This is a genomic window from Acinetobacter puyangensis (genome assembly GCF_900096995.1).
In the GTDB taxonomy this organism is placed as follows: domain Bacteria; phylum Pseudomonadota; class Gammaproteobacteria; order Pseudomonadales; family Moraxellaceae; genus Acinetobacter; species Acinetobacter puyangensis.
The window spans coordinates 59,943-81,939 of record NZ_OANT01000013.1 but is presented as its reverse complement, the minus strand read 5'-3'; the positions used below and the strand labels follow the sequence as shown (position 1 = coordinate 81,939).

The following is a 21,997-nucleotide window of genomic DNA, read 5'->3' as shown; positions in this document are numbered from 1 at the left end:
TCCGTATCGCAAGATTTTTAATTATTGTGTATTTTTCTTTACTTAATCTGTTAGAAAGTACACATACACTTTTTTTAAATGGAAATTTGAGAAGCTATTTTCTTCCTAATACTGGTATAAATTGCCAATCATTTTTTACTCAAAGTAAGTTGAATTTATCTGATTCACTTCAATAAAATAGCAAAAATATAGTCATTACGTAGTCTATTATATCAGTTTTAATAAATATATATATTGTACCTAAATTGTTAATAATAAAAATATGGATCATTTGAATATTGTTCATTTTTTCATGTAGTTATATAAATACATCTTAAATATTTATTCGTGATAAGAGACCTACTTCTCAAATGAAAATAATTTTGGATTTCGAAGAAAATTTTGGTGCTGCAAAGGAAATATCATGTAAAAATTTTCATAAAGTGCAGACTACAATGCATCCAGATTTTTATGGACTATATCTCTGCTATCAAGAAATTTTTAAATCTTTAAAAACGGATTTATCTATTTTAAATCAAAATCGAATACATGTTTGGAAAGATCCAAACATCTCAAAATATCTTATTGTAAATAACATTCAATGGTACTCGTATTGGTCAAAAATAATGCCAAAAAATATTAAATTGCTCGTCAATAATTTTCCACAAGATATAGAGAAAATAGAATTATTGAACAAAATAGTAAGTTCAGAATTTATAGCATTTCTTTCATCAACTCATCATGATTTGAACAAAATGAATCCTGAGAGATTACAAATGTTGATTAATAAATATATCTCACCCGAAGTCTTATTAAATCTCAATAAAACATATTTTGATAAAGCTCATGCAAAAATTAGTTTAGATCTACTTGCAAAATTATTATCTTTTACACGTAATAAACTGAACTATCGAAATAAAATTATTCTCGAGCAAAGAAAAAGCGTTTTTGACGAATTAGAACAAAGCTGTGATATTGTTAAAAACTTATTGAATCGTAGTGATTTCACTTTATCTCCAGATCAAGTATGGAGATCAATATGATAGATGATAACAGAGAAAAAGTTGTATCTCTCAAATTGATTTTAGAAAAACTATTTGACCAAGAGCAGCTTAATCGTGAGCAACATATTCAATATATTGCTCATTTATTAAGCTCACAACCCACTAATCATTATTTAATAGGACTTCAACTTGATCATTTAGATTGTGATGTAAAAACCACCAGTGCTATGATGAATCCGATAGCATTGATTGCTTCTCGAAAACAACCAGTTAAAAGTGCACCTGTCACTTGGTATGTCAACTCTATTGCTCAATTAGATCAATCACAACAACATGCTTTAATTTGGAATATTCTTGTATTAAAAGCAGCAATCTATTTAATTGCTTTACCAGAGATTCGACCCGATCTTTTTAAAAATAGTCATACTGAACATTTCAATACAGCCAAACGCTTATTTCAACGCTTTCGTGCTGCAAATAAGGTATTAAACAAAGATAAAAAATATCAAAATTCCCCCGAATACATGCAGTTATGGCATCATCATCTTCAAGACCCTACACTTTCATTAGAAGAATTTGTCAAGTATTTAGACAACACACATACATCAAATGATTTTGAAAATAATTTATTGAATGATATCCGTATTACATTCACATATGTACTAAAAAATAAAGCAAAAATCGCTAGGGCAAGCATTGAAACTCGACTACAACATGATTTTATCGATGAAGATGAACTGATTATAGAAACATCAGAAATTCAAAAGGGTTCAAAAGCTAAAGCACTAAATATTGAAAAACAACTTGATGATCAGGATACCCGCCAAATACTTTTAGATCCGACCAATGTTACCCCGATTGCTGCATATTCAGAATCCAGTCAAAGTTATATTTTACCTTTAGTTGCCAAGCATATTCAAAGAAAAGAGCATCTACTACCTTGCAGTAGCCTATTCCCCAATAAAACCAGTATTAGTGCTTTGCTAAATAAGTTATTTAATGATCACATGCAGCATCAGAATGGCAAAACTTCACTCATTTTAATGCTCGCATTTTTAACAGGAAATAAAATTCAAGAATGGATTAAATTACAAAGTAAACGTGTCAAAGCCTTAAATTCTCGACAAAAATTAATTCTAAAAAATGATCAATATTTTCTAAGGAGTAAGTTTACAATTTTTGAGAATAAGGACTTTGCATATCCACATGCTTTGCTCAATCAAACTGTTTATTTAGATATACCTATTCCGAATCACTTTATTACCTCACTGCAACAAGGCGAACTAATTAAAGAAAATGATCTACAAAAATATTTAGCACGATTAAGACAAGATTTATATATTCCCAAATTATCATTGATCAAAGTAAGTTCACTTTTACATCAAACAATTTTGCAAAAAACAGGGAATAAACAGCTTGCAGACCTTCTGACGGGTATTGATGCCAATAAATCTTCATCTATTTCTTATTGTCATCAACACATGCCAACTTTACATGCTCAGTACGTGACGATTTTGACGGATTTATGCTTATCATTAGGAAAAGTATATCAAAATATTGAATCCACCTCCCTAGATCACTTTGGTAGTCGAAAAGCACCTAAAGCACATGTAGTGCAAGATGTTTTTGCTATTCTTAAATTCAACATCTTTTCTCAAAATACTACCGATTGGATTGCGATTTTTAATCATTACAATATTTGGATGTGGCACTTTTTATTACTTTTCACTGCTGCTCGTCCTGTTTCTGAATTTCCTGGTTTTCTTAATCGATTTAATTTGAGACGAAAAATTCTAATGGTTTCAGATAAAGAAGTCGGCGGGCGCCAAGGCTACGGGCGCCTCATTCCGTTAAGCCCTTTTGTAGTAGAAGAATTAGAAAAATTTATAGAATTTCTTAGCTATTTTAAAAGTCAATTTATCCCAAATCATTTAGAAATACAGCATCATGTTGAGGAAATATTAGACAGTAAGCGTCCTTTATTAAATATTATTCGTGATGATCAATGCTTATCCTTGAGCCCATCAATCGTTAAGAATTTCAATCCTGAACTAGGTTTAGAACATGCGAATTGGCATCGACATACTGCACGAGCTTTTCTCAGCAATAAAATAAGTGAGACAGAAATTTTGGCTTTATTTGGTCATGAACCGATGCAACAAGAAGCTGCCCATCCTTTTTCTAGTTTGTCCATTTCACAATATGCAAAAATTGCTAATTTCCTTGAACAAATGAAAATACATTTTAACATTCATGGGATTCAACTCAATGTCCTCATTCAATAAAAAGCAGCAAACGCTATACGCAGAAGAACGTAGAAAACAGAATCGCTTGAATCAAGAAAAATTGATTCAAACCGATGTTGAAAGCGAGTTGACTCAATATCTTGATGAGCAAAACTTTGGAGAATTAGAGAATCTAGAACCATTCTATCCAGCAGTATATGATTTTATCAAACGTAAAGCGCCAAGCTTAAACTGGAAAAAATATGCTCATGAATTTTTTAGAGTATATATCAAACAAAGAAATCTATATCGTAATGAACCACTGGCTTTACCTAGCCTGACATTTGATATGAAACGTGATCAACCGATTGTGACCATGAGTTGGATGGAAAATGGTCATTATATTGATAAAATCATAGATAAACTTTGGGACTATTGGGTTTTAGCGAAAGAGAGTACAGTGTTTTCTGATGATGAAATTATTGGTAATATTCTCATTTCATCTATACTTTATGCTGGCTTAAATCAAAAAGCATCCTTGACTGCTTTACTTGAACATCTTAAAGATCCTGTAAAAATTAGGCGTATAAATGATATAAATATCATATTTTTAGAACCATTTTCTTCTGCGTATGGAGATCTATATATTGATGAAAAAACCATTCGAAAATCTCGAAACTTTATTCCAGATCAAATCACCAGACTGTGGCTCATTCATTTCAATAATAGACAAATTCGTAATGTCACCCAAACGGTTGATGACTATCTCGAAATTATTTTTAATAAAATCAAATTACCCTTTAATAAAAAGAATTTTAAGTTATTACGTGATTATTCAAATTCAAACTGGATGCAGCTTACTGGTGTAGATATTGATCCTGCACTTGCACAGTGTTTAATTGAAAATACTGCAAGTTGTGGTTTATCTGAAAAGGAATTCGAAAGATTTTTTCAACCTAAATTCAAATACCATCAAAACCAGATGAATCAAAATATAGAGATAAAAAAATCTACATACCTCATTTCGGATCAATATTGTGTTGATAATTTTGAAATTGAACTAAAAAATATAACTAAAGTTCATAAAGATTTTTTGAAGATTATTTCTATCAAACATACTGATACAGCTCTTGATTTACTGATTATTGACTACTGTATTCAAAATTTTAGTATTTTTAATGAATTCACTCAACGTATAGCTTTATGGTTGATCAGTTTATATCAACCGTCTTCAGAAAAAATTCATCAATTATCTAAGTTATTTAAATTTTCAGAATCTCAATTCCGAAAATCTTTTCAGGATAATAGACCTTTGGCTGAGAGTTCAATTTATACCTATTATACGCGCATCGCTGAACCTTGGATGACACACTCTTTACAATATCTTAATACTGAAGATGACGTGAATAATATCCTCAATAAAATTTATGAACAGATTATCAATAATACTCGTATTGCTCGCGAAGCAGAACAACCTGAATTTAAAAAATCAAGCAGCCAAACACTCAATATGCTGAAACGCTTTCATAGCTTTCAACAGAAAGTATTTCATGCTGAACCTTTGGAGTTAGTCTCAATCACAACACAAAGCCGACCTCGAGCACGTATTATTGGTCATTTGACCTTTAAAATGTTTATCATCAAGTTAGATGCACTATTTACCAATGGATCTATCGATGAAAATCATTATAAGATATTAAAAATTATCTATATTTTAGCTTATCGTACAGGTATGCGTTTTAATGAAATATTAGGACTACGTGTACGTGATATAGAAGGGATGACGGACTTATCAATCTGGATTCAACCCTATGGATCAAAAAAACAAGGGAATCAGCATAAACTGAAAACGGATAGTGCTGAACGGAATATACCTATTTATATATTATTAAAAAAAGAAGAATATCAATTACTTAATCGCTATGTCATTGAACAACGGTTACTGAATCAGAATAATCTATATTTGTTTCATCATTGGAATGAAAGCACTAAGTTAAATAAACATAGCGTAACCATGCCTTTTAAAACGATTATGAACGGGTTATTTAATGATCATGATTATTCCTTCCATTCTTTTAGACATACGGCTGCAAATCATTTATCTCTTATTTTAAACTGTGATTATGCGCCGCTAGTCCATCAATTAACAGATTATACAGAGCAAGAGTATCAAGAGATTCGAGCTGAAATACTTCGTAATAGCCACGGACAAAACCATTGGTTCATCATTGCGCATCTATTGGGACATATTGATCCTAGCGAAACTTTCAAAAGTTATATCCACCTTAGTTACTTGATTGCTGGACATAAAATTCTTCAATATCATCCAGAGATTGATCATCAATTTGCCAAGAAATTAATGGGTTATAACCCAACCTTAAAGTTTTTAAACACTACTGAAAATAGCAATAAATTTAATTTCAAAAAATATTCAGCTGATTTAAGCCAGACTCTAATCAATGATCAAAGTAATTGGTTAAATAGTGATATTGAAAGCATTCAAAATGAAATTACAGCAATGCGTTTAAAACCTCATGATGTGTTCAATTATTTTGCAGGAACACAAGAATCTAAAATTTCTTTTGAGTATTTTTTTAATTGTTTGACACTACTTGAAATCCGTCAAGATGCACAGCTCGTATCTCAAGAAATCAGTTTACCGTTTGAATTAGTCAAATATTGGTATGAGAATGCACAACAATTAGCTCAACTTAAGTCACAAAAGAAAAGTTCCCGTTTATTTGATCAAAAAGTTTCTAATGCACTGAAACCTGCAATGCTTTTTACGAAAGAAGAAAAATCGGTCCTAGTTTATTTTTTTGAGAGAATTCAGAAATCATTTGAAAAAAATCCTACACAAATTCAAGCAGTACTTGAAACATTTTTAAGCCGTGTATCTGTTACTCATACAGGTTTGTATTATCCAAGAAATAAAATTGATCAATTAGAACTATTTTTTTCGCAGGTGAAAGATTTATTTCCTTCTAATTATTGGCATTTACTGGGACAAAATTTAGAAACTTTACTTGATGCCAAGCAGCAACCGCAGTTATTTAAACTGTCTAAATTAAGCACCGCGAATCATCCGACTACTCAAGAAAATTATGTTCGTCTACAACTGTATTCAACAAAATATAAAAAAGCACTTGCGGCATTTAAATTTTGTTTACATCTGGCATGTATTGGTAGACCATGTAAGTTAGAACTAAGAATTTTAGAAAATAAAAATTTAGATTAGATATATCAGATAATTAATGATAAAAAGTAATAAGGCGATCTCAATAAATCATTAGATCGCCTTATTTAGTTTGATTATTTAAATAATCCTGACAAGCCGCATAAACTGTAACCGTATATGCATTTTCAGCTCATCAATTAAGTACTCTTGCTCATATAAATCAATCATTTTTTGAGTCCAAAGTCTTAAAATTTGATGATCATTCATCAAAACCGTTCCGTCTAATAGAAAAGCTAAATTATTTAATGCTTTTATATAAAATTCCGCAATCAATTCTCGAGCAATTTCATCGGCTAAACGACTCACAACAACATTGCAATAAAAAGATTTTGCAAGAACATGACTATTCATTAGGCATTCTCCATCATATTTACACGATCAAGCATTGCTTCAAATGCACTACCATCTCTTCGAGTCATATTCGGTACATAGCGGCTATAAACACGAAATAACATTTCAGTTGTAGAATGTCCTAACTGTCTAGCAATCCATTCAGGATTCTCTCCCGCAGATAACCATAGAGTAGCCGCTGTATGACGGCTTTGATATGCTCGCCTAGATTCAAGACCTAAATGACGTAGTAGAGGATGCCACACTCTACGATTAACCTGTCTATAATCTAATGCCTCACCTGCACGATTGCAGAAAACAAAATCTGAACGTTTATAAGTAAGTTGTTTTTGTGTAAGAAGAGCCTCGTAGACTTTTGGACTCATCTGAATTGTACGATTAGAACCATCGGTTTTTGTTGGTCCCATAATGCCGTTCACAAGAGCTTCTTTTATATAAATTTCACGACGTTCAAAATTCACATTTTTCCATTTTAGACCATCTATTTCACTGGTACGCAATCCTGTAAAAAAGCGGACAGTGTAATAAGGTTTAAAATCCTCGCGAACTGTCACAAGAATTTTATGTACCTCATTTAATGTAAAGGGCATTACTTCTGGTTTAGGCTCTTTTAAGTTTTTAATATTCTTAAAGGGCGATTCAAAACTGTATCTTTCAGCAGCTTCATTGAGTATCATACGTAGTACTGTCATGATTTGATTGATCCTTGATGGTAATAAGCATTTTTGTTTTTTTCCGTGCTCAACTTTGGCGAGGGCGGCACGAAAAGCAAGAATGCTTTCTTTATTAATCTTCATTAAAACAACATGACCAAATTCAGATTTTAGGTATTTAGTCATAACAATATTTATTTTTTCCTTATAGCTAGGACGCCATTCAACCTCCTTTTCAAGTAACCAAATTTTATAAAAAGTCTCAAAAGTAGGTGTCTTAGCTTCAACAACGAGTTGTTGATTTTTTATCGACTGTATTTCTTTAAGCTGCTTACTTTTTGGGAAATATTTTGCATAATCAAATATACCCAATAAAATTTCAGCTTCTATACGCTCCAATATTTTTTCTAACTTTTTACGATTAGTTTGATTGTCTTTTAAAGATGTCACCTCTCGACAACGTTTATTTAGATAGCGAAAATCCACATAGAGATTGCCATATCTTGTAGTAATATTTCCCATAGCATTGCTCTCCTATTGCAAACATAAAGAACTAAGATTTGCTAACATAGGCTTCGTCATATCTTCTTCAATACGCTCCCAAATATATAAAATTTTCCGCCCACCAAAAGGGCGAATGTAATGCACACCTTCGATAAGAACGGAATCTTTTAACTGATTTCGAATAGTTCGCTCGTTATAATGGATTCGATCCGATAGTTCTTTGGTTGTAAGATATGTTAGACTCATAAAACTGCTTCCTTATAAAATTTATCACAATAAAGGTAAAAAATAACCTTAAAGTGATATTAACATAATTTTATCTCAAAGCAAGTTATTTTTACCACAAAGGAGGTAATTTTGTGATTGTTTGTAATTTGCCAGTTCTTTTAGCAGAACGAAGAATGAAAGTATCTGATTTAGTCCGTGCCACGGGAATGAGTAAAACGACCTTACATAAACTTTATAATGGTCAATCAACAAGGATTGATTTTGAAACACTCGAAAAAATTTGTGCTTTATTAAAAGTCGAAGTAGGTGATATTTTGATTTATAAAACAGAAACCGATTCTAATACAAAAGAATCAACAGAAAGTCCTAAATAGAATTCCTAAATAAAAAGTGCCTTGGCACTTTTAGTCTTTTTTTGGTCACTTTTGGTCACTTTTTTCTCATCAACTGGAAAGGGCTTGACTTTTCTGAAGTCTTTAAATGATGAAAAGGGTTTACGTTTAACTCTTTAAGTGATTGAAAATATAATAAAAAAAGCCCCAATCATTTGATTGAGGCTTTTAAGAATTTGGAGCGGGAAACGAGACTCGAACTCGCGACCCCAACCTTGGCAAGGTTGTGCTCTACCAACTGAGCTATTCCCGCATGCCGCACATAATAACGTATTCCAAAATTAGGTCAAGAAATTTTTCTCAATTCCTTGATTAATTGCCGAAATTATCAGCATATTTTGACGTTAATATCATTCCATATGCAATTTTAATACGGAAATTTTTCATAGAAACACTTAGAATATTTATCATCAACAATATTAAAATTTTGCGTAATGGAGTGACAATGAAATTTTTTACTGCCACAATTTTAGCCACTACTTTGGCGTTTACCGCAGGGTGTTCCAGCACAACCTTAACCAGTACAACAGGTGTAGATCGCAAACAGTTTTTAATTGTCTCTGATGCAGAAGTGAACAGTCTTTCAGCGCAAAGTTATTCCCAACTTGTTTCTCAGGCAAAATCACAAGGTGCATTGAACACCAATAGTGCACAATATGCCCGTTTACAGCGGATTGCCAATCGCTTGATTCCTCAAGCGAAAGTACTCCGTCCAGAAGCATCATCATGGAAGTGGGAAGTTAATTTAATTAAAAGTAATGAATTAAATGCCTTTTGTGCGCCCGGTGGAAAAATCATGTTTTATACAGGGATTATTGATCGTTTAAATCTCAGTGATGATGAAATCGCTGCAATTATGGGACATGAAATGGCACATGCTTTACGTGAACATGGTCGTGAAAATGTTTCTCGTGCCTACGCACAACAGGCAGGTTTAGGTATTCTGGCGGCTGCAACTGGCATGACAGAAGGACAAGCGCAACTGGCCAGTCTGGTAAGTCAGGTCGGGGTAAGTTTGCCTAATAGCAGAACACAGGAAACCGAAGCTGATGTATTAGGTTTGGAACTGATGGCGCGTGCCGGCTATAACCCACAGGCATCGGTGACCTTATGGCAAAAAATGATGGCAGCGAATCAATCTGGATCACCACAGTTTTTAAGTACGCACCCTAACCCGGCCAATCGTATTCAAAACCTGCAATCACTGATTCCCAAAGTGATGCCGCTTTATCAGCAGGCTAAACGCTAAGTTATAAAAAAATCATCATTTTCAGTATTATATTGTCTAAATATGAAGGGCTGTAGATCAACAATCTCTATCGTCTACAGCCTGAATAAAACAAGTGAAATAAATGTCTTACATCTTTAAATAAAAAGAGTGCTGTATTATTTAAATCTGTCTGATGAATATCAATTTCTCATGCGCGAATTCATATTGTTTTTTGGCTTTTGTCACTTTTTATTCCGCTATGCTACACTGCAATAGAAGCTATTTTTTAAGCAGGCCAGATGATGTCTTTACAAGCTCAACTCGAACAATTACTCCAGCCTTTATCTGCCGAATATCTGGAAATTTTAAATGAATCTTCCGGACATGGCGGCTATTTCCCTGGCAAGGAAAGCCATTTTAAAGTGACTGTGGTCAGCCCACTATTTGAAGGTTTGGGTTTGGTCAAACGCCATCAAAAAGTATATGCCCTAGTAGGGGATCTACTCGCACCGGCAAAAATCCATGCGCTGGCCATTCATGCCTATACCCCACAGGAATGGACTGGTGAACGTCCAGACAGTCCAGCATGTGCCCATGCGCCAAAAACTGAAAATTCTTAAAGCTGGGATCAATAATGGCTACGGAAATCTTTAAATTTGTTCATATCATCATGGCATATGCAGCATTTACCTTTTTGCTGTTACGCGCATTTCCGATTTTAATTCAAAGCCGCTGGCAAGAAAAAAGTACCACGTCTAACAAGATTTTCGTTGCCTTACAACACTTGAGTTATAGTATTCTGGTGTTATCGGGTTTATGGTTATTATGGAAGATTAATTTTCAGTTTGAGGCATGGTTTTATGCCAAAATCATTTTATTTGTCGTGGTGTTATCGGCTTCAGCAAAAGCCTTTAAACGTCGTCCTGATATGTTATTAATCCAAAGACAAGCTGGGTTGACCATTGCAATTGTTGCCTATTTTGCCATCTTTGGGCTGGTTTTACTTAAGCCACTATTTGGATAAACCCAGCCAGATATCACTCTATAGTCATTAAAACAAGGAGAAATCAATGATTACACGTGTGGTCTTTAATCAGAAAGGTGGTGTTGGTAAATCCAGCATCACTGTCAATCTTGCTGCCATCAGTGCAGTACAAGGTTATCGCACGCTGGTCATTGATCTTGATCCACAATCAAATTCCAGTCAGTATATTCTGGGTGGTTCAGATGAAAGTCGTCAGACCTTACCAATATTTAATCCCAATATTTATAATTTTTTTGAAGAAGTCGTCGGCAATACACAGGCCAAAGGCTTGATTGGCTCGGCAATTGGTTCATTGCTCAGCAGTAAGCCCAAAGGTCTGGAAGCCGTTATTCATCAAAGTCCTTTTGCCAATCTTTCAGTGATTCCTGCCCATGCCGAATTAGGTGCATTGGAACATGCACTGGAATCCAAACATAAGATTTATAAATTAAGAGATGCGATTAAGAAACTTGAGGCTCACTTTGACCGGATTTATATCGATACACCCCCAGCGTTTAATTTCTTTACGTTATCTGCGTTAATTGCTGCCGATCGGGTGCTGATACCTTTTGACTGTGATGTATTTTCTCATCGTGCTTTATTGACCTTACTGGAAAATATCGTAGAAACCCGTCAGGATCATAATGATCAGTTAAGCGTGGAAGGCGTGATTGTCAATCAGTTTCAATCTCAGGCAAAACTGCCACGGGAAATTGTCACACAATTACGTCAGGATCAATTGCCAGTTTTTGCGACCATGCTACCGCCATCGGTCATTATGAAAGAATCACATCTTAAAAATTTACCCCTTATTCATTTGGCAGCAGATCACAAACTCAGCCAAACCTATCGTGAATTATTTAATGAAATTGAAGGTATTCAATGAAAACTTCTCTGATGTGTTTAATGCTTGCAACCGCAGTTATGGCGACAGGCTGTGCAACCGGAAATGTTAAACCCACCTATGTGTCGCCAACTCAATATCAGGGCTGGGACTGCGCCCAATTACATGCCGAATATGCCAGAATCAGTCAATATTTACAACAAGGTGTGGAACCAGCAAAACGTACTGGTGTTGGTTTGGGTATTGGTTTAGGCGGTGGCTGGGGGCGTGGCGGATGGGGCTTTGGCCCGAGTGTCTCTGTCAATATGGGACAATCCAGTGACAGCAAACGGACCGAAATCGGCAAGTTATTCGGGCAGCAGGATGCGATTGAACAAGCCGCAAACTTTAAAAATTGCCCAATTCAACATCCTCGTCAGAAAACTTCGTAATGCGATTCAGCTTAGAAGAACTTAATTAAAAAACAGCAGGCGATTTGTCACAACATCATGTTGCAAATCGCCCATTTTTGCAATTACCTGCCAGTATTCATACCAGCTCGATATTTTAATTTATACTTTTTTCTTGGTTTATGCTTTTTTCTTGAATAGTCGTTCACGTACAAACGCAATCAGTGCAGGAAGTACACTGATCAAAATAATAGCAAAAATCACATAGGTAAAATTATCTTTGATGGCCGGAATATTGCCAAACAAATAACCGAGTAAAATAAAAGAACACACCCAACATGCTGCACCAATGATGTTATAACTTAAAAAATAGCGATAATGCATATGACTAACGCCGGCAATAAATGGTGCGAAGGTACGGGCAAAAGGAATAAAACGAGCAAAAATAATGGTTTTGCCACCATGTTTTTCAAAAAAAGCCTGCGTTTTATAAAGATATTCTTTGTTAATCCAGCGCGACTCTATTTCAAATACCCGTGGTCCAATATATTTACCAATATGATAATTCAACGTGTCACCCAATACAGCGGCCACAAACAGTAATACAATCAACATCCAGGGATTCATTGCCCCGGTTGCTGCGAGTGCACCTGCGGCAAATAACAGGCTATCTCCGGGCAAAAAAGGCATCACCACCAGACCAGTTTCGACAAAGATGATCAAAAATAGAATGACATAGATCCAAGTGCCATAATTGGTTACAAATTCAACCAGATGTTGATCCACATGCAAAATGAAATCAATAAGATACATGATATTTATTAAAGTAGAGAAAATATTGACTCATGCTATCAGTAGTTGCCCTGATATGCATTAAGCTTAATGCTTTTTATACAAATAATTTTAAGTCATTCAATCCTGCTCCATGGATTAAATCTGACTCAACGTAACACTTCGGGAATATCATTGCTGCTATAATGACTTTGTTTCACTTGCTGCTTCATCCGTTGCAGCATTTGATAGGGTTGTTGCTGGACAAAATTATTGACAAAAGATAAGGGAATAGCACCAGCCGGATCGGCAAAACCGGACGTGCTGACTTTGACTTGTTGCGCAGCTAATTTTTGAAATACCCAGTCTCCTTCATATTGTTGAATCCGCACAATATTGGCTTTTACGGGCACACGTGCATCAACAATGGATTTATTCTTAAATACAATTCGCCCATCGCTAAGTTTACTTAACTTACCTTCTACCACAAGATCACGATCGCTTAATGGAAAGGGAAAATCCAGACGCATATAGACAATAAATTTTCCAATCGTATCATTACGTTCAATAACGCTGAGATCGCTGACATAAGGAATCCATTTTTTACCCTTTTCAGTATCGAGAATCAAACCTACTGCGTTTTCCAATGTGGTATTCACAATGGTTTCAGCCCGATATCGCATTATAGGATTATTCTCAACCTGATAGGTCCAGACCTTAATGCCATTTTTATTGATTGATAATTTTTCCTGTGTCGCAGCGTGTACGGTATTTGCTATCAACATTGTTGATACCAGCACTATCCATGCCGGCTGTTTTAATCGTTTTAACATCAAAATTTCCATTTGAGGCGACAGCATTGTGCCTGTGTCCACGTGTTGAGTTTGCATCATGACGCATAATTTAAAAGCTCAACACGCTTTATTTTATAATAGATCTGTTATTTTTGTCGGCTAGATTTATGTTACTTTAAATTGAGGACGTCCAGCATATCGTAACGACCAAGTGATTTATCAGAAACCCATGCCGCTGCGCGTACCGCACCACCAGCAAAATTCATACGACTGGTTGCCGTATGTTTGACTTCCAGGCGTTCGCCTTCACCAATAAACATCACTGTATGTTCACCGACGATATCACCACCACGAATGGTCTCAAAACCAATGGTCTGACGATCACGCGGCCCTGTAATACCTTCACGACCATAGACGGCGACTTCTTTTAAATCACGGCCTAAGGTATGCGCAACCGCCTCACCCATCATCAGGGCTGTGCCTGAAGGTGCATCGACTTTATGGCGATGATGCGCCTCGACAATCTCAATATCAACACTATCACCAAAGGCTTTTGCCGCAAGTTCAAGCAGCTTAATGGAAACATTGACACCCACAGAATAATTGGCCGCATAAACCACAGGGATGTCTTTGGCAGCGTCTTGCAGTAATGCTTTTTGTGCATCATTTAATCCGGTTGTTCCTATGACCATGGCCACTTTAGCCGCACGACATGCGTTTAAATGTGCCTCTGTCGCAACAGGGGCAGTAAAGTCAATCACCACATCACAATGTGGCAATGCTTCTTCAATGGTGGCCACCACATTTACACCGAGTGCACCAATGCCAGCAAGTTCACCTGCATCTGCCCCGACCAGACTACTTTCCGGACGTTCTACTGCCGCTGCCAAAGTGTATCCAGCTTGATGAACCGCCTGAATTAAAGTGCGACCCATACGCCCGCCAGCACCTAAAATACCTATACGTGGTGAAGTTGTCATAATGACCTCAAAAAAAGGTTGAATAAAATTTGCCGTCTACTATAGCAAAACTCAGCGAATTCAGAAGGTTTTATATAAAAAATGCCTGCGTTATGCAGGCATTCATTCAGATATGGGCTTAATCAAATAAGTCAGAGACTTTATCAAAAAAACCTTTTTTCTTTTTGGAATCACTATGTTGATTACTTTCACCTAACGTGGCTTGCAATTCTTTCAGCAATTCACGTTGACGCTCGGTCAGGTTGGTTGGGGTTTCCACCACAATACGACACAGTAAATCACCGACCATAGTACTGCGTACAGGTTTCACCCCTTTGCCACGTAAACGGAACAATTTACCTGTTTGCGTACCTTCTGGGATTTTCAAACTGACACGACTGTCCAACGTTGGAATTTCAATTTCTTTACCCAGCGCAACATCAGCAATACTCACTGGCACATCCATATACAGATCGGCACCATCACGCTGGAAGATCGGATGTTCACGCACTACAACTTCGACATATAAATCGCCAGCCTGTCCGCCTGTAACCGCTTCGCCTTTACCAGATAAGCGCACCCGATCGCCGTTATCTACACCCGCAGGAATGGTGACTTCCAGTGTTTGCTGACGATCTTTAATGCCGCTACCATGACAGCTGTTACATGGATTCTTAATGGTTTTTCCTGTACCACGGCAGGTACTACAGGTTTGCTGTACCGCAAAGAAGCCCTGTTGCATACGGATTTGCCCGCTACCGTGACAGGTTCTACAGGTTTCTACATCACTGGCATTTTTTGCGCCTTTACCATCACAAGCATCACAGGGTGCTGGCGCAGAGAACGTAATGGTTTTTTTCACACCTTTAATCGCTTCTTCCAGATCCAGCGTCATCACATAACGTAGATCCGAACCACGACGCTGGCGCTGCCCGCCACGGCTTCCACCACCAAAGGCGCCGCCAAAAATATCACCAAACTGACTGAAAATATCCTCTGCATTAAAGCCACCGCCACCAAAGCCGCCGCCACCTTCAAAGGCGTTATGACCCATACGGTCATACATGCTGCGTTTTTCGCTATCAGACAAGACTTCATAGGCTTCCGAAGCTTCTTTGAATTTTTCTTCTGCTTCGGCATTATCAGGGTTACGGTCTGGATGATATTTCATCGCCAATTTACGATAGGCTTTTTTAATTTCATCATCACTGGCAGTTTTAGAAACACCTAAAACCTCATAATAGTCACGCTTTGCCATGAGCAGCGGTACTCCTAACGCATATTGAATAGTAAAAAATTTAGACTGCGGCTAATGTTGGGATGATTTTATAGATTACAAGCGTAGACAGCATTTATTTTAAGAATTCAGCAAGAATCTCTGACCACCATCAATAATATATTTTACAATACCACTGAATTGATCATGTGACTTGCTATTGAGTATAGGCTTTAAAGCCGTGTTTTAAACGTTATATAGAAATGATATTGACGTTTTCATTCACCCATACCATTAAAGCCTATGTGCTAAATCCCGTAAATACTTAAAATAGCGGTATCAAACACAAGATTTGATCATATCAAAAAATTATTTTAATACACAGGCTTACGCTTAAAATAGCGGGAAATACCCTTTAACCAAGCATTTAATAGATATAGCCAAGCAATGATGGCAAATATCACACCAACAATGGTACAAGCGGTCACCCAGATATATTGATCCCATACCAAAAATGCCAAGGGGATAAACCATAGCGCTGCAAAAATCGCAATACAGATAAAAATCATTAAGCTACGTACAATCCAGAACGCATGTGAACTTAGCCAGACTTCCAGATCGGGGACATGCGTGACACGGGCTGCCATCCAGTACGCAATAATGATCGGTATAATTGAAAAAACGGTTAACAGCATAAACAAGTAAGCCATCAAGATGCGCTTTTCCTGTTTTTTTTGTTGCTCTGACCCCATTTAAAACCCCAACCTTCTTAATGATCAACCCGCAACTCTTCAGCTGCGGGTTTCCTTTATTTCATGCAGTAAAAATACTGCAATGAAACCATACAAAAATACTATTCTATTGTATACCGAATTTTGATAATTAGTTTACTTTTTTCACTTTGAACCAAGTTGCATAGACGGCTGGCAAGAAAAATAATGTCAGCAAAGTTGCAGCGATCAATCCCCCCATAATGGCCACCGCCATTGGGCCAAAGAAAATACTTCTCGACAAGGGAATCATCGCCAGAACTGCGGCCAAACCGGTCAGGATAATCGGACGAAAGCGTCGGACTGTCGCTTCAATCACAGCATTCCAAGGATCAATCCCCGCCCGAATATCCTGTTCAATCTGATCAATCAAAATCAGAGAGTTACGCATAATCATGCCCGACAATGCAATGGTGCCGAGCATGGCAACAAAACCAAAAGGCTTACCAAACAATAATAAAAACCAAGTCACACCAATGATACCAAGCGGCGCAGTCAGAAAGACAATGACTGCACGAGAAAAACTTTTCAATTGCAGCATCAACAAAGTAAAGACCACAGCCAGAAATAATGGCATACCGGCATTAACAGAATCTTGTCCCTTGGCCGATTCCTCTACCGTGCCGCCCACTTCCAGTAAATAACCGCTTGGCATCCGCTCTCGTAATTGCTGCATTTGCGTACTTAAATCATTCACAATTGCAGCAGGCAATTTATCACTGCGTAAATCGGCACGAACGGTAATGGTTGGCAAGCGATTCCGATGCCAGATTAACCCGTCTTCAAAACCGGATTCAATTTTAGCAATCTGCGATAAAGGTATGCTGCTGCCGGAACTGGTGGGAACAGCTAGACTCGATAATGCACCGACATTGACACGTTCGATGGCATCGCCACGCAAACGAATTTCGATTAATTCGCTTTTCTCACGATATTGATTGATCACACTGCCTGAAATTGAACTGTTTAAAAAATTTGCCAGACTTTGACTGCTGATCCCGAGTTGACGCGCACGATCCTGATCAATCTCCAAATAAATCATTTTGCTGGGTTCGCCCCAATCGAGATGAACATTTGTCGCATCCGGACTTTCGCTGACCACTGCGGCAACTTTTTGTGCCCATTCACGCACCAGATCCAAATCTTCACCCGATACTCTATATTGCAGCGGATAACCGACTGGCGGCCCATTTTCCAGCAATGACACCCGTGTCCGGACCTGTGGTAAAAGTTGCTTTAATTGCTGATCCAGATTTTTCCGGATTTCATTACGTTCATCTAGTGAACTGGCCAAGACCACAAACTGGGCAAAACTGGTTTGCGGCAATTGCTGATCCAATGGCAGATAAAACCGTGGTGAACCTGTCCCAACATAGGCGACATAATTATCAATACCCTGTTGGGTTTTTAAAAATTGTTCAACTTTTTTGACAGCTTGCTCGGTTGCTGTTAGAGACGCGCCTTCTTCGAGTTTAAGATCAATTAAAATTTCTGCCCGGTTGGACGGTGGAAAAAATTGTTGTGGTACCAGTTTAAACATCATCAACGACCCAACAAAGATTGCCACCGTCACCGCAATTACCGTCTTACGATAACTGACACAGACATTCAACATCTTGCGAAAGCCCTGATAAAACCGAGTCTGATAAGGATCATGCTGCGCATCATGCGGCATCGGTATGGGTTGTGGCTGTTTACGCCATTTTGCCCAGAGTTTTTGATACCATGGCACATGCAGTTTGAGCTTTTGATAATCGGGTAATAATTTCTCGCCCAGATAAGGCACAAACAATACCGCTGCAATCCATGACACCAAGAGTGCAATGGTCACTACCTGAAAAATCGAGCGGGTATACTCACCAGTGCTGGATTGGGCTGTCGCAATCGGCAAAAACCCTGCGGCAGTAATCAAGGTACCGGTCAACATCGGAAAGGCTGTGCTGGTCCATGCGAAACCTGCGGCTTTTAGCCGACTATAGCCCTGCTCCATTTTAATCGCCATCATTTCTACCGCAATAATGGCATCATCAACCAATAAACCCAGTGCCAGAATGAGTGCACCCAGTGAAATTTTATGTAATCCAACATCAAAATAATACATGCCGGCAAAGGTCATGGCCAAGACCAGTGGAATAGAAAAAGCCACCACTAAACCCGTGCGGAAACCCAAGGAGAAAAAACTCACCAGCAAGACAATAATCACTGCTTCGGCAAGCACTTTCATAAACTCATTGACACTGCGTTTAACTGCGACAGGTTGATCCGATACTTTGTCCAGTTTCATACCGACGGGTAACGTGTCCTGTAAACGGGCAAATTCTGTTTCCAGATTTTTACCCAATGCCAAAATATCGCCACCCTTGCGCATGGATACTGCAATTCCAATACCATTTTCCCCCATAAATCGCATACGGGGTTGTGCAGGTTCACTAAAACCACGATACACCTCGGCAACATCGCCCAGCAAAATGGTTCGATCACCAATTAGCAAAGGCATTTTTTTCAAGTCTTCAACCGATTTGAGTGCCCCACTGACACGCAACTGGATACGATCACTAGCGGTTTCAAAATAACCTGCGGGAGTAATACTATTTTGTTCCTGCAATGCCTGTTGTAACGCTGTGACAGGAATGCCCAGATTGGCAGCTTTGGTATTAGAAATTTCTATCCATATTTTTTCGTTTTGTAGCCCGATCAGATCAACCTTAGCGACATCTTTGACCCGCTGTAACTGTAATTGCAGACGATCTGCATATTGTTTTAATACTGCATAATCAAAATCTTGACTGGTGAGCACATAGATATTGCCAAAGGTATCACCAAATTCGTCATTAAAAAAAGGTCCCTGTACCCCACTGGGTAACTCATGCTGGATATCGGCAACTTTTTTTCGTACCTGATACCAGACATCAGGAATCTCTGCCGAATGGATGGAATCTTTGGCCATAAACGTCACCATCGATTCACCGGGACGGGAATACGCCAAGATCTTTTCGTATTTGCCCGTTTCCATCAATTCTTTTTCGATTTTATCGGTGACCTGTAACGACACTTCTTTTGCCGTGGCGCCCGGCCAGTAGGTTTGTACCACCATGACTTTAAAGGTAAACGGTGGATCTTCACTTTGCGCTAACTTTGAATAGGAAAACAAGCCGACCAGCGCAAGAAACAGCATAAAATACAGCAGCAGTCCCTTATTTTTTAATGCCCATTCAGAAAGATTAAATTGCATGAGATTCTCCCCGAATCAAGGCTGTTGTGAAGCAATGTAAGTATTGGCTTTAATGCGCACAGGGCGATTTTCCCGATCGACTGGCTTCACCTTTTGTCCTTCACGCAATAAATGCACACCACCCACCACGACCCATTGATCTGCCTTTAATCCGGATAGAATCGGTACAACATCATGTTGATATTCACCCATCGTGACCAATACTTTGTTCAGGGTATTGTCTGGTTTCAATATCCAGACATAGGGATTTTGGTTGACTGCGGAAATACTGGCCAGTGGCACATTCAACTGACTGGCTTGTTCAAGATTAAAAAACACGCGTGCACTTTGCCCCAGTTGAATCGGTACATTGCTATTTTTGAATGCAACTTTGACCGCAAAAGTTCGAGTCTGATCGGCAGCGGGTGCAATCTCCCGAATAAATCCACCATGGCGTTGATCTGGTGTAGACCATAGGCTAATCCAAGCCGACTGTCCGACTTTCATCTGGTTAATCACTTGTTCCGGCACACCAATCGCCACTTCTCGCTCACCATCTATGGCGATTTGATAGGCAGCCTGACCTGCTGCCACGACTTGTCCAACCTCAATATTACGCTCGGTTATCACACCATTTTTATTGGCCAACAGTTGATTATATCTGGTCTGATTTTGTGCCACTGCATAATTTGCCTGTGCCTGTTTCAAGCTCGACAAAGCAGCTTTATATTGGTTTTCAATGGCATCAAACTGTGAACGACTGACTGCATGATCCGGTAACAGTTGTTGAAAACGCTGGTATTCGACCTGTGCATTTTTTTCCGCAGCCTGTGCCTGTTCCAGCTGTGCTCGGGCGGCATTCAATTGCAAGTCCGCATCCTTAACATCCAGTTTTGCCAAAACCTGACCGACCTTCACCCGATCACCCACATCTGCATAGCGTTCGATGAGCTGCCCACCTACCCGAAACGCTAGTGCAGTTTGCTGCCGGGCAACCACGTCTCCAGCGTAGCTATGTAATTGTGACTGCTGATTTACCGGTTGCGTCACCATAACAATTTTTTCTTGTTCGACTTCAGCTTGCGGCTTACTACATGCCTGTAAGCATAATGCCACCAACCCCAGTATCAATATTTTTGCAAAATCAGACATATTCATCGCCATATTCATCATTTCGTTGCTATCATGTCGCAGTATCGCATTGCCCTTAACTTACTATACCCATCAGTATAATAATTAAAGTCAATGTATCATCAATACATTTCATTTTCTATACTAGTAAGTATAATAAATGATGAAAATGTGAACGCCGCAAATTTCTTCTGTCATTGAGGTCAATACACATGCAACCACGTGGTCTTGGTCGCCCCAAAGATTTAAAAAAACGTCAGGCAATTTTGGAAGCCGCAAAAAACCTTTTTTTAACGCTGGGTTATGAAGGATCAAGCATGGATGCCATTGCGCAAAATGCAGGTGTTTCCAAACTGACGGTATATAATCATTTTCATGACAAGACCCAATTATTTAGCGCAGCCATTGAAATGGTATGTGAACAAAGACTGCCTAAAAAATATTATGAAATCGGACCAGACAGTAATATTGAAAACGTACTGCATGATTTAGGTTCTGCTTTTTTAAATATGCTCTATAGCAAAGAAGCAATAGAATTGATGCGACTGATGTCGAGTCTGGTCACCAGTAATGTCGAGCTGGTACATTTGTTTTATCAATCCGGACCTGCCCGTACCCAACAGAATATGCATAATTTTTTTGAGCAGGTACGCGTTTTAAAATTACTGGATATTGAAAATAGTCAGCAATGTGCCGAGTTGTTCCTGACCTTATTAACCGATTGTAATTATGATCGTGCCATCTGGCAAATCATTGATCTACCAACGCCCGAACAGCTTGAAATCACCCTACAGCAACGTCTTCAGATCTTTTTCAAACTTTATCCGAAAATATAAATATTACGCCAATCTTAACTTATTTAAGAATATCAATTTTCACTAAGATACTAATAATATTATGTTTTTTAAATTTTGGTTGCCTACAGCAACCAAAATTGTAGCTACTTGCGATGCAGTGTCTCTCACCTACTCGCCGAACCGCCAAAGGCGGTGAGACGAGCAATATTTGTGTAAAATTTACAATTTTAGATCATTTATTAATCAACTAATCATGAATTAAAATTGAGATTGACGTAAATATTCCTTAATTTGTTAAAAAGTCATT

The 21,997-nt window shown here is 37.9% G+C and carries 20 protein-coding genes and 1 tRNA gene; 10 read left to right on the top strand and 11 right to left on the bottom strand.

The window, feature by feature from the left end:
- The first annotated feature begins 350 nt into the window (after nucleotides 1–350).
- From CRO21_RS16035 to CRO21_RS16025, 3 genes are read left to right on the top strand one after another with little or no spacing between them, the layout of a single operon-like run.
- Complete coding sequence (locus tag CRO21_RS16035) at nucleotides 351–1,022, top strand: hypothetical protein (protein ID WP_097080317.1); 672 nt, start codon at nucleotides 351–353, stop codon at nucleotides 1,020–1,022.
- Nucleotides 1,019–3,268 (top strand): hypothetical protein, encoded by a 2,250-nt coding sequence (locus tag CRO21_RS16030; RefSeq protein ID WP_228150477.1) that lies wholly within the window; start codon nucleotides 1,019–1,021, stop codon nucleotides 3,266–3,268. Before CRO21_RS16035 ends, CRO21_RS16030 begins: the two co-directional genes overlap by 4 nt.
- Nucleotides 3,252–6,446 (top strand): tyrosine-type recombinase/integrase, encoded by a 3,195-nt coding sequence (locus CRO21_RS16025; protein WP_097080315.1) that lies wholly within the window; start codon nucleotides 3,252–3,254, stop codon nucleotides 6,444–6,446. The genes CRO21_RS16030 and CRO21_RS16025 overlap by 17 nt, the downstream gene beginning before the upstream one ends.
- A gap of 78 nt (nucleotides 6,447–6,524) precedes the next feature.
- On the opposite strand, the gene CRO21_RS16020 is transcribed toward CRO21_RS16025, so the two are convergent.
- From CRO21_RS16020 to CRO21_RS16010, 3 genes are read right to left on the bottom strand one after another with little or no spacing between them, the layout of a single operon-like run.
- Entirely contained in the window at nucleotides 6,525–6,797 is a 273-nt protein-coding gene (locus CRO21_RS16020; protein ID WP_097080314.1) for a hypothetical protein, read from the bottom strand.
- A complete protein-coding gene (locus tag CRO21_RS16015; RefSeq protein WP_097080313.1) occupies nucleotides 6,797–7,972 on the bottom strand; it encodes a site-specific integrase in 1,176 nt (391 codons plus the stop codon). Before CRO21_RS16015 ends, CRO21_RS16020 begins: the two co-directional genes overlap by 1 nt.
- A gap of 12 nt (nucleotides 7,973–7,984) precedes the next feature.
- Nucleotides 7,985–8,200, bottom strand: a complete 216-nt coding sequence (locus CRO21_RS16010) for a hypothetical protein (protein WP_097080312.1) — start codon at nucleotides 8,198–8,200, stop codon at nucleotides 7,985–7,987.
- Between the two features lie 113 nt (nucleotides 8,201–8,313).
- On the opposite strand from CRO21_RS16010, the gene CRO21_RS16005 reads away from it, so the two are divergent.
- Entirely contained in the window at nucleotides 8,314–8,556 is a 243-nt protein-coding gene (locus tag CRO21_RS16005; protein WP_097080311.1) for a helix-turn-helix domain-containing protein, read from the top strand.
- A 195-nt stretch (nucleotides 8,557–8,751) separates the two neighbouring features.
- Here CRO21_RS16005 and CRO21_RS16000 read toward each other — a convergent pair.
- Nucleotides 8,752–8,827 (bottom strand) — tRNA-Gly (locus CRO21_RS16000).
- Nucleotides 8,828–9,019: 192 nt separating this feature from the next.
- On the opposite strand from CRO21_RS16000, the gene CRO21_RS15995 reads away from it, so the two are divergent.
- From CRO21_RS15995 to CRO21_RS15975, 5 genes are all read left to right on the top strand, one after another.
- Nucleotides 9,020–9,823: a M48 family metallopeptidase gene (locus CRO21_RS15995; RefSeq protein ID WP_097080310.1), complete on the top strand. Its 804-nt coding sequence runs from the start codon at nucleotides 9,020–9,022 to the stop codon at nucleotides 9,821–9,823.
- Between the two features lie 263 nt (nucleotides 9,824–10,086).
- Nucleotides 10,087–10,404 carry a BolA family protein gene (locus CRO21_RS15990; RefSeq protein WP_097080309.1) on the top strand — a complete coding sequence of 106 codons (318 nt, stop codon included), beginning with the start codon at nucleotides 10,087–10,089 and terminating at the stop codon, nucleotides 10,402–10,404.
- Between the two features lie 14 nt (nucleotides 10,405–10,418).
- Nucleotides 10,419–10,808: a SirB2 family protein gene (locus CRO21_RS15985; protein ID WP_097080308.1), complete on the top strand. Its 390-nt coding sequence runs from the start codon at nucleotides 10,419–10,421 to the stop codon at nucleotides 10,806–10,808.
- Between the two features lie 46 nt (nucleotides 10,809–10,854).
- Complete coding sequence (locus CRO21_RS15980) at nucleotides 10,855–11,694, top strand: ParA family protein (RefSeq protein WP_097080307.1); 840 nt, start codon at nucleotides 10,855–10,857, stop codon at nucleotides 11,692–11,694.
- Nucleotides 11,691–12,083 (top strand): hypothetical protein, encoded by a 393-nt coding sequence (locus CRO21_RS15975; RefSeq protein WP_097080306.1) that lies wholly within the window; start codon nucleotides 11,691–11,693, stop codon nucleotides 12,081–12,083. The genes CRO21_RS15980 and CRO21_RS15975 overlap by 4 nt, the downstream gene beginning before the upstream one ends.
- Nucleotides 12,084–12,221: 138 nt before the next feature.
- Here the strand turns inward: CRO21_RS15975 and CRO21_RS15970 are convergent, their stop codons facing one another.
- From CRO21_RS15970 to CRO21_RS15940, 7 genes are all read right to left on the bottom strand, one after another.
- Nucleotides 12,222–12,854, bottom strand: a complete 633-nt coding sequence (locus CRO21_RS15970; protein WP_097080305.1) for a DedA family protein — start codon at nucleotides 12,852–12,854, stop codon at nucleotides 12,222–12,224.
- Between the two features lie 128 nt (nucleotides 12,855–12,982).
- Nucleotides 12,983–13,672: an START domain-containing protein gene (locus tag CRO21_RS15965; protein WP_228150476.1), complete on the bottom strand. Its 690-nt coding sequence runs from the start codon at nucleotides 13,670–13,672 to the stop codon at nucleotides 12,983–12,985.
- Between the two features lie 104 nt (nucleotides 13,673–13,776).
- On the bottom strand, nucleotides 13,777–14,586 hold the full coding sequence (gene dapB, locus CRO21_RS15960) for a 4-hydroxy-tetrahydrodipicolinate reductase (protein WP_097080303.1): 810 nt from the start codon (nucleotides 14,584–14,586) through the stop codon (nucleotides 13,777–13,779).
- 118 nt (nucleotides 14,587–14,704) lie between these two features.
- On the bottom strand, nucleotides 14,705–15,823 hold the full coding sequence (dnaJ, locus tag CRO21_RS15955; RefSeq protein ID WP_097080302.1) for a molecular chaperone DnaJ: 1,119 nt from the start codon (nucleotides 15,821–15,823) through the stop codon (nucleotides 14,705–14,707).
- Nucleotides 15,824–16,155: 332 nt separating this feature from the next.
- On the bottom strand, nucleotides 16,156–16,533 hold the full coding sequence (locus tag CRO21_RS15950) for a hypothetical protein (RefSeq protein ID WP_097080301.1): 378 nt from the start codon (nucleotides 16,531–16,533) through the stop codon (nucleotides 16,156–16,158).
- A 130-nt stretch (nucleotides 16,534–16,663) separates the two neighbouring features.
- Nucleotides 16,664–19,783: an efflux RND transporter permease subunit gene (locus CRO21_RS15945; protein ID WP_097080300.1), complete on the bottom strand. Its 3,120-nt coding sequence runs from the start codon at nucleotides 19,781–19,783 to the stop codon at nucleotides 16,664–16,666.
- A 15-nt stretch (nucleotides 19,784–19,798) separates the two neighbouring features.
- Nucleotides 19,799–20,920 carry an efflux RND transporter periplasmic adaptor subunit gene (locus CRO21_RS15940; RefSeq protein WP_097080331.1) on the bottom strand — a complete coding sequence of 374 codons (1,122 nt, stop codon included), beginning with the start codon at nucleotides 20,918–20,920 and terminating at the stop codon, nucleotides 19,799–19,801.
- Nucleotides 20,921–21,105: 185 nt separating this feature from the next.
- On the opposite strand from CRO21_RS15940, the gene CRO21_RS15935 reads away from it, so the two are divergent.
- Nucleotides 21,106–21,729 (top strand): TetR/AcrR family transcriptional regulator, encoded by a 624-nt coding sequence (locus tag CRO21_RS15935; protein WP_097080299.1) that lies wholly within the window; start codon nucleotides 21,106–21,108, stop codon nucleotides 21,727–21,729.
- Nucleotides 21,730–21,997: the final 268 nt, after the last annotated feature.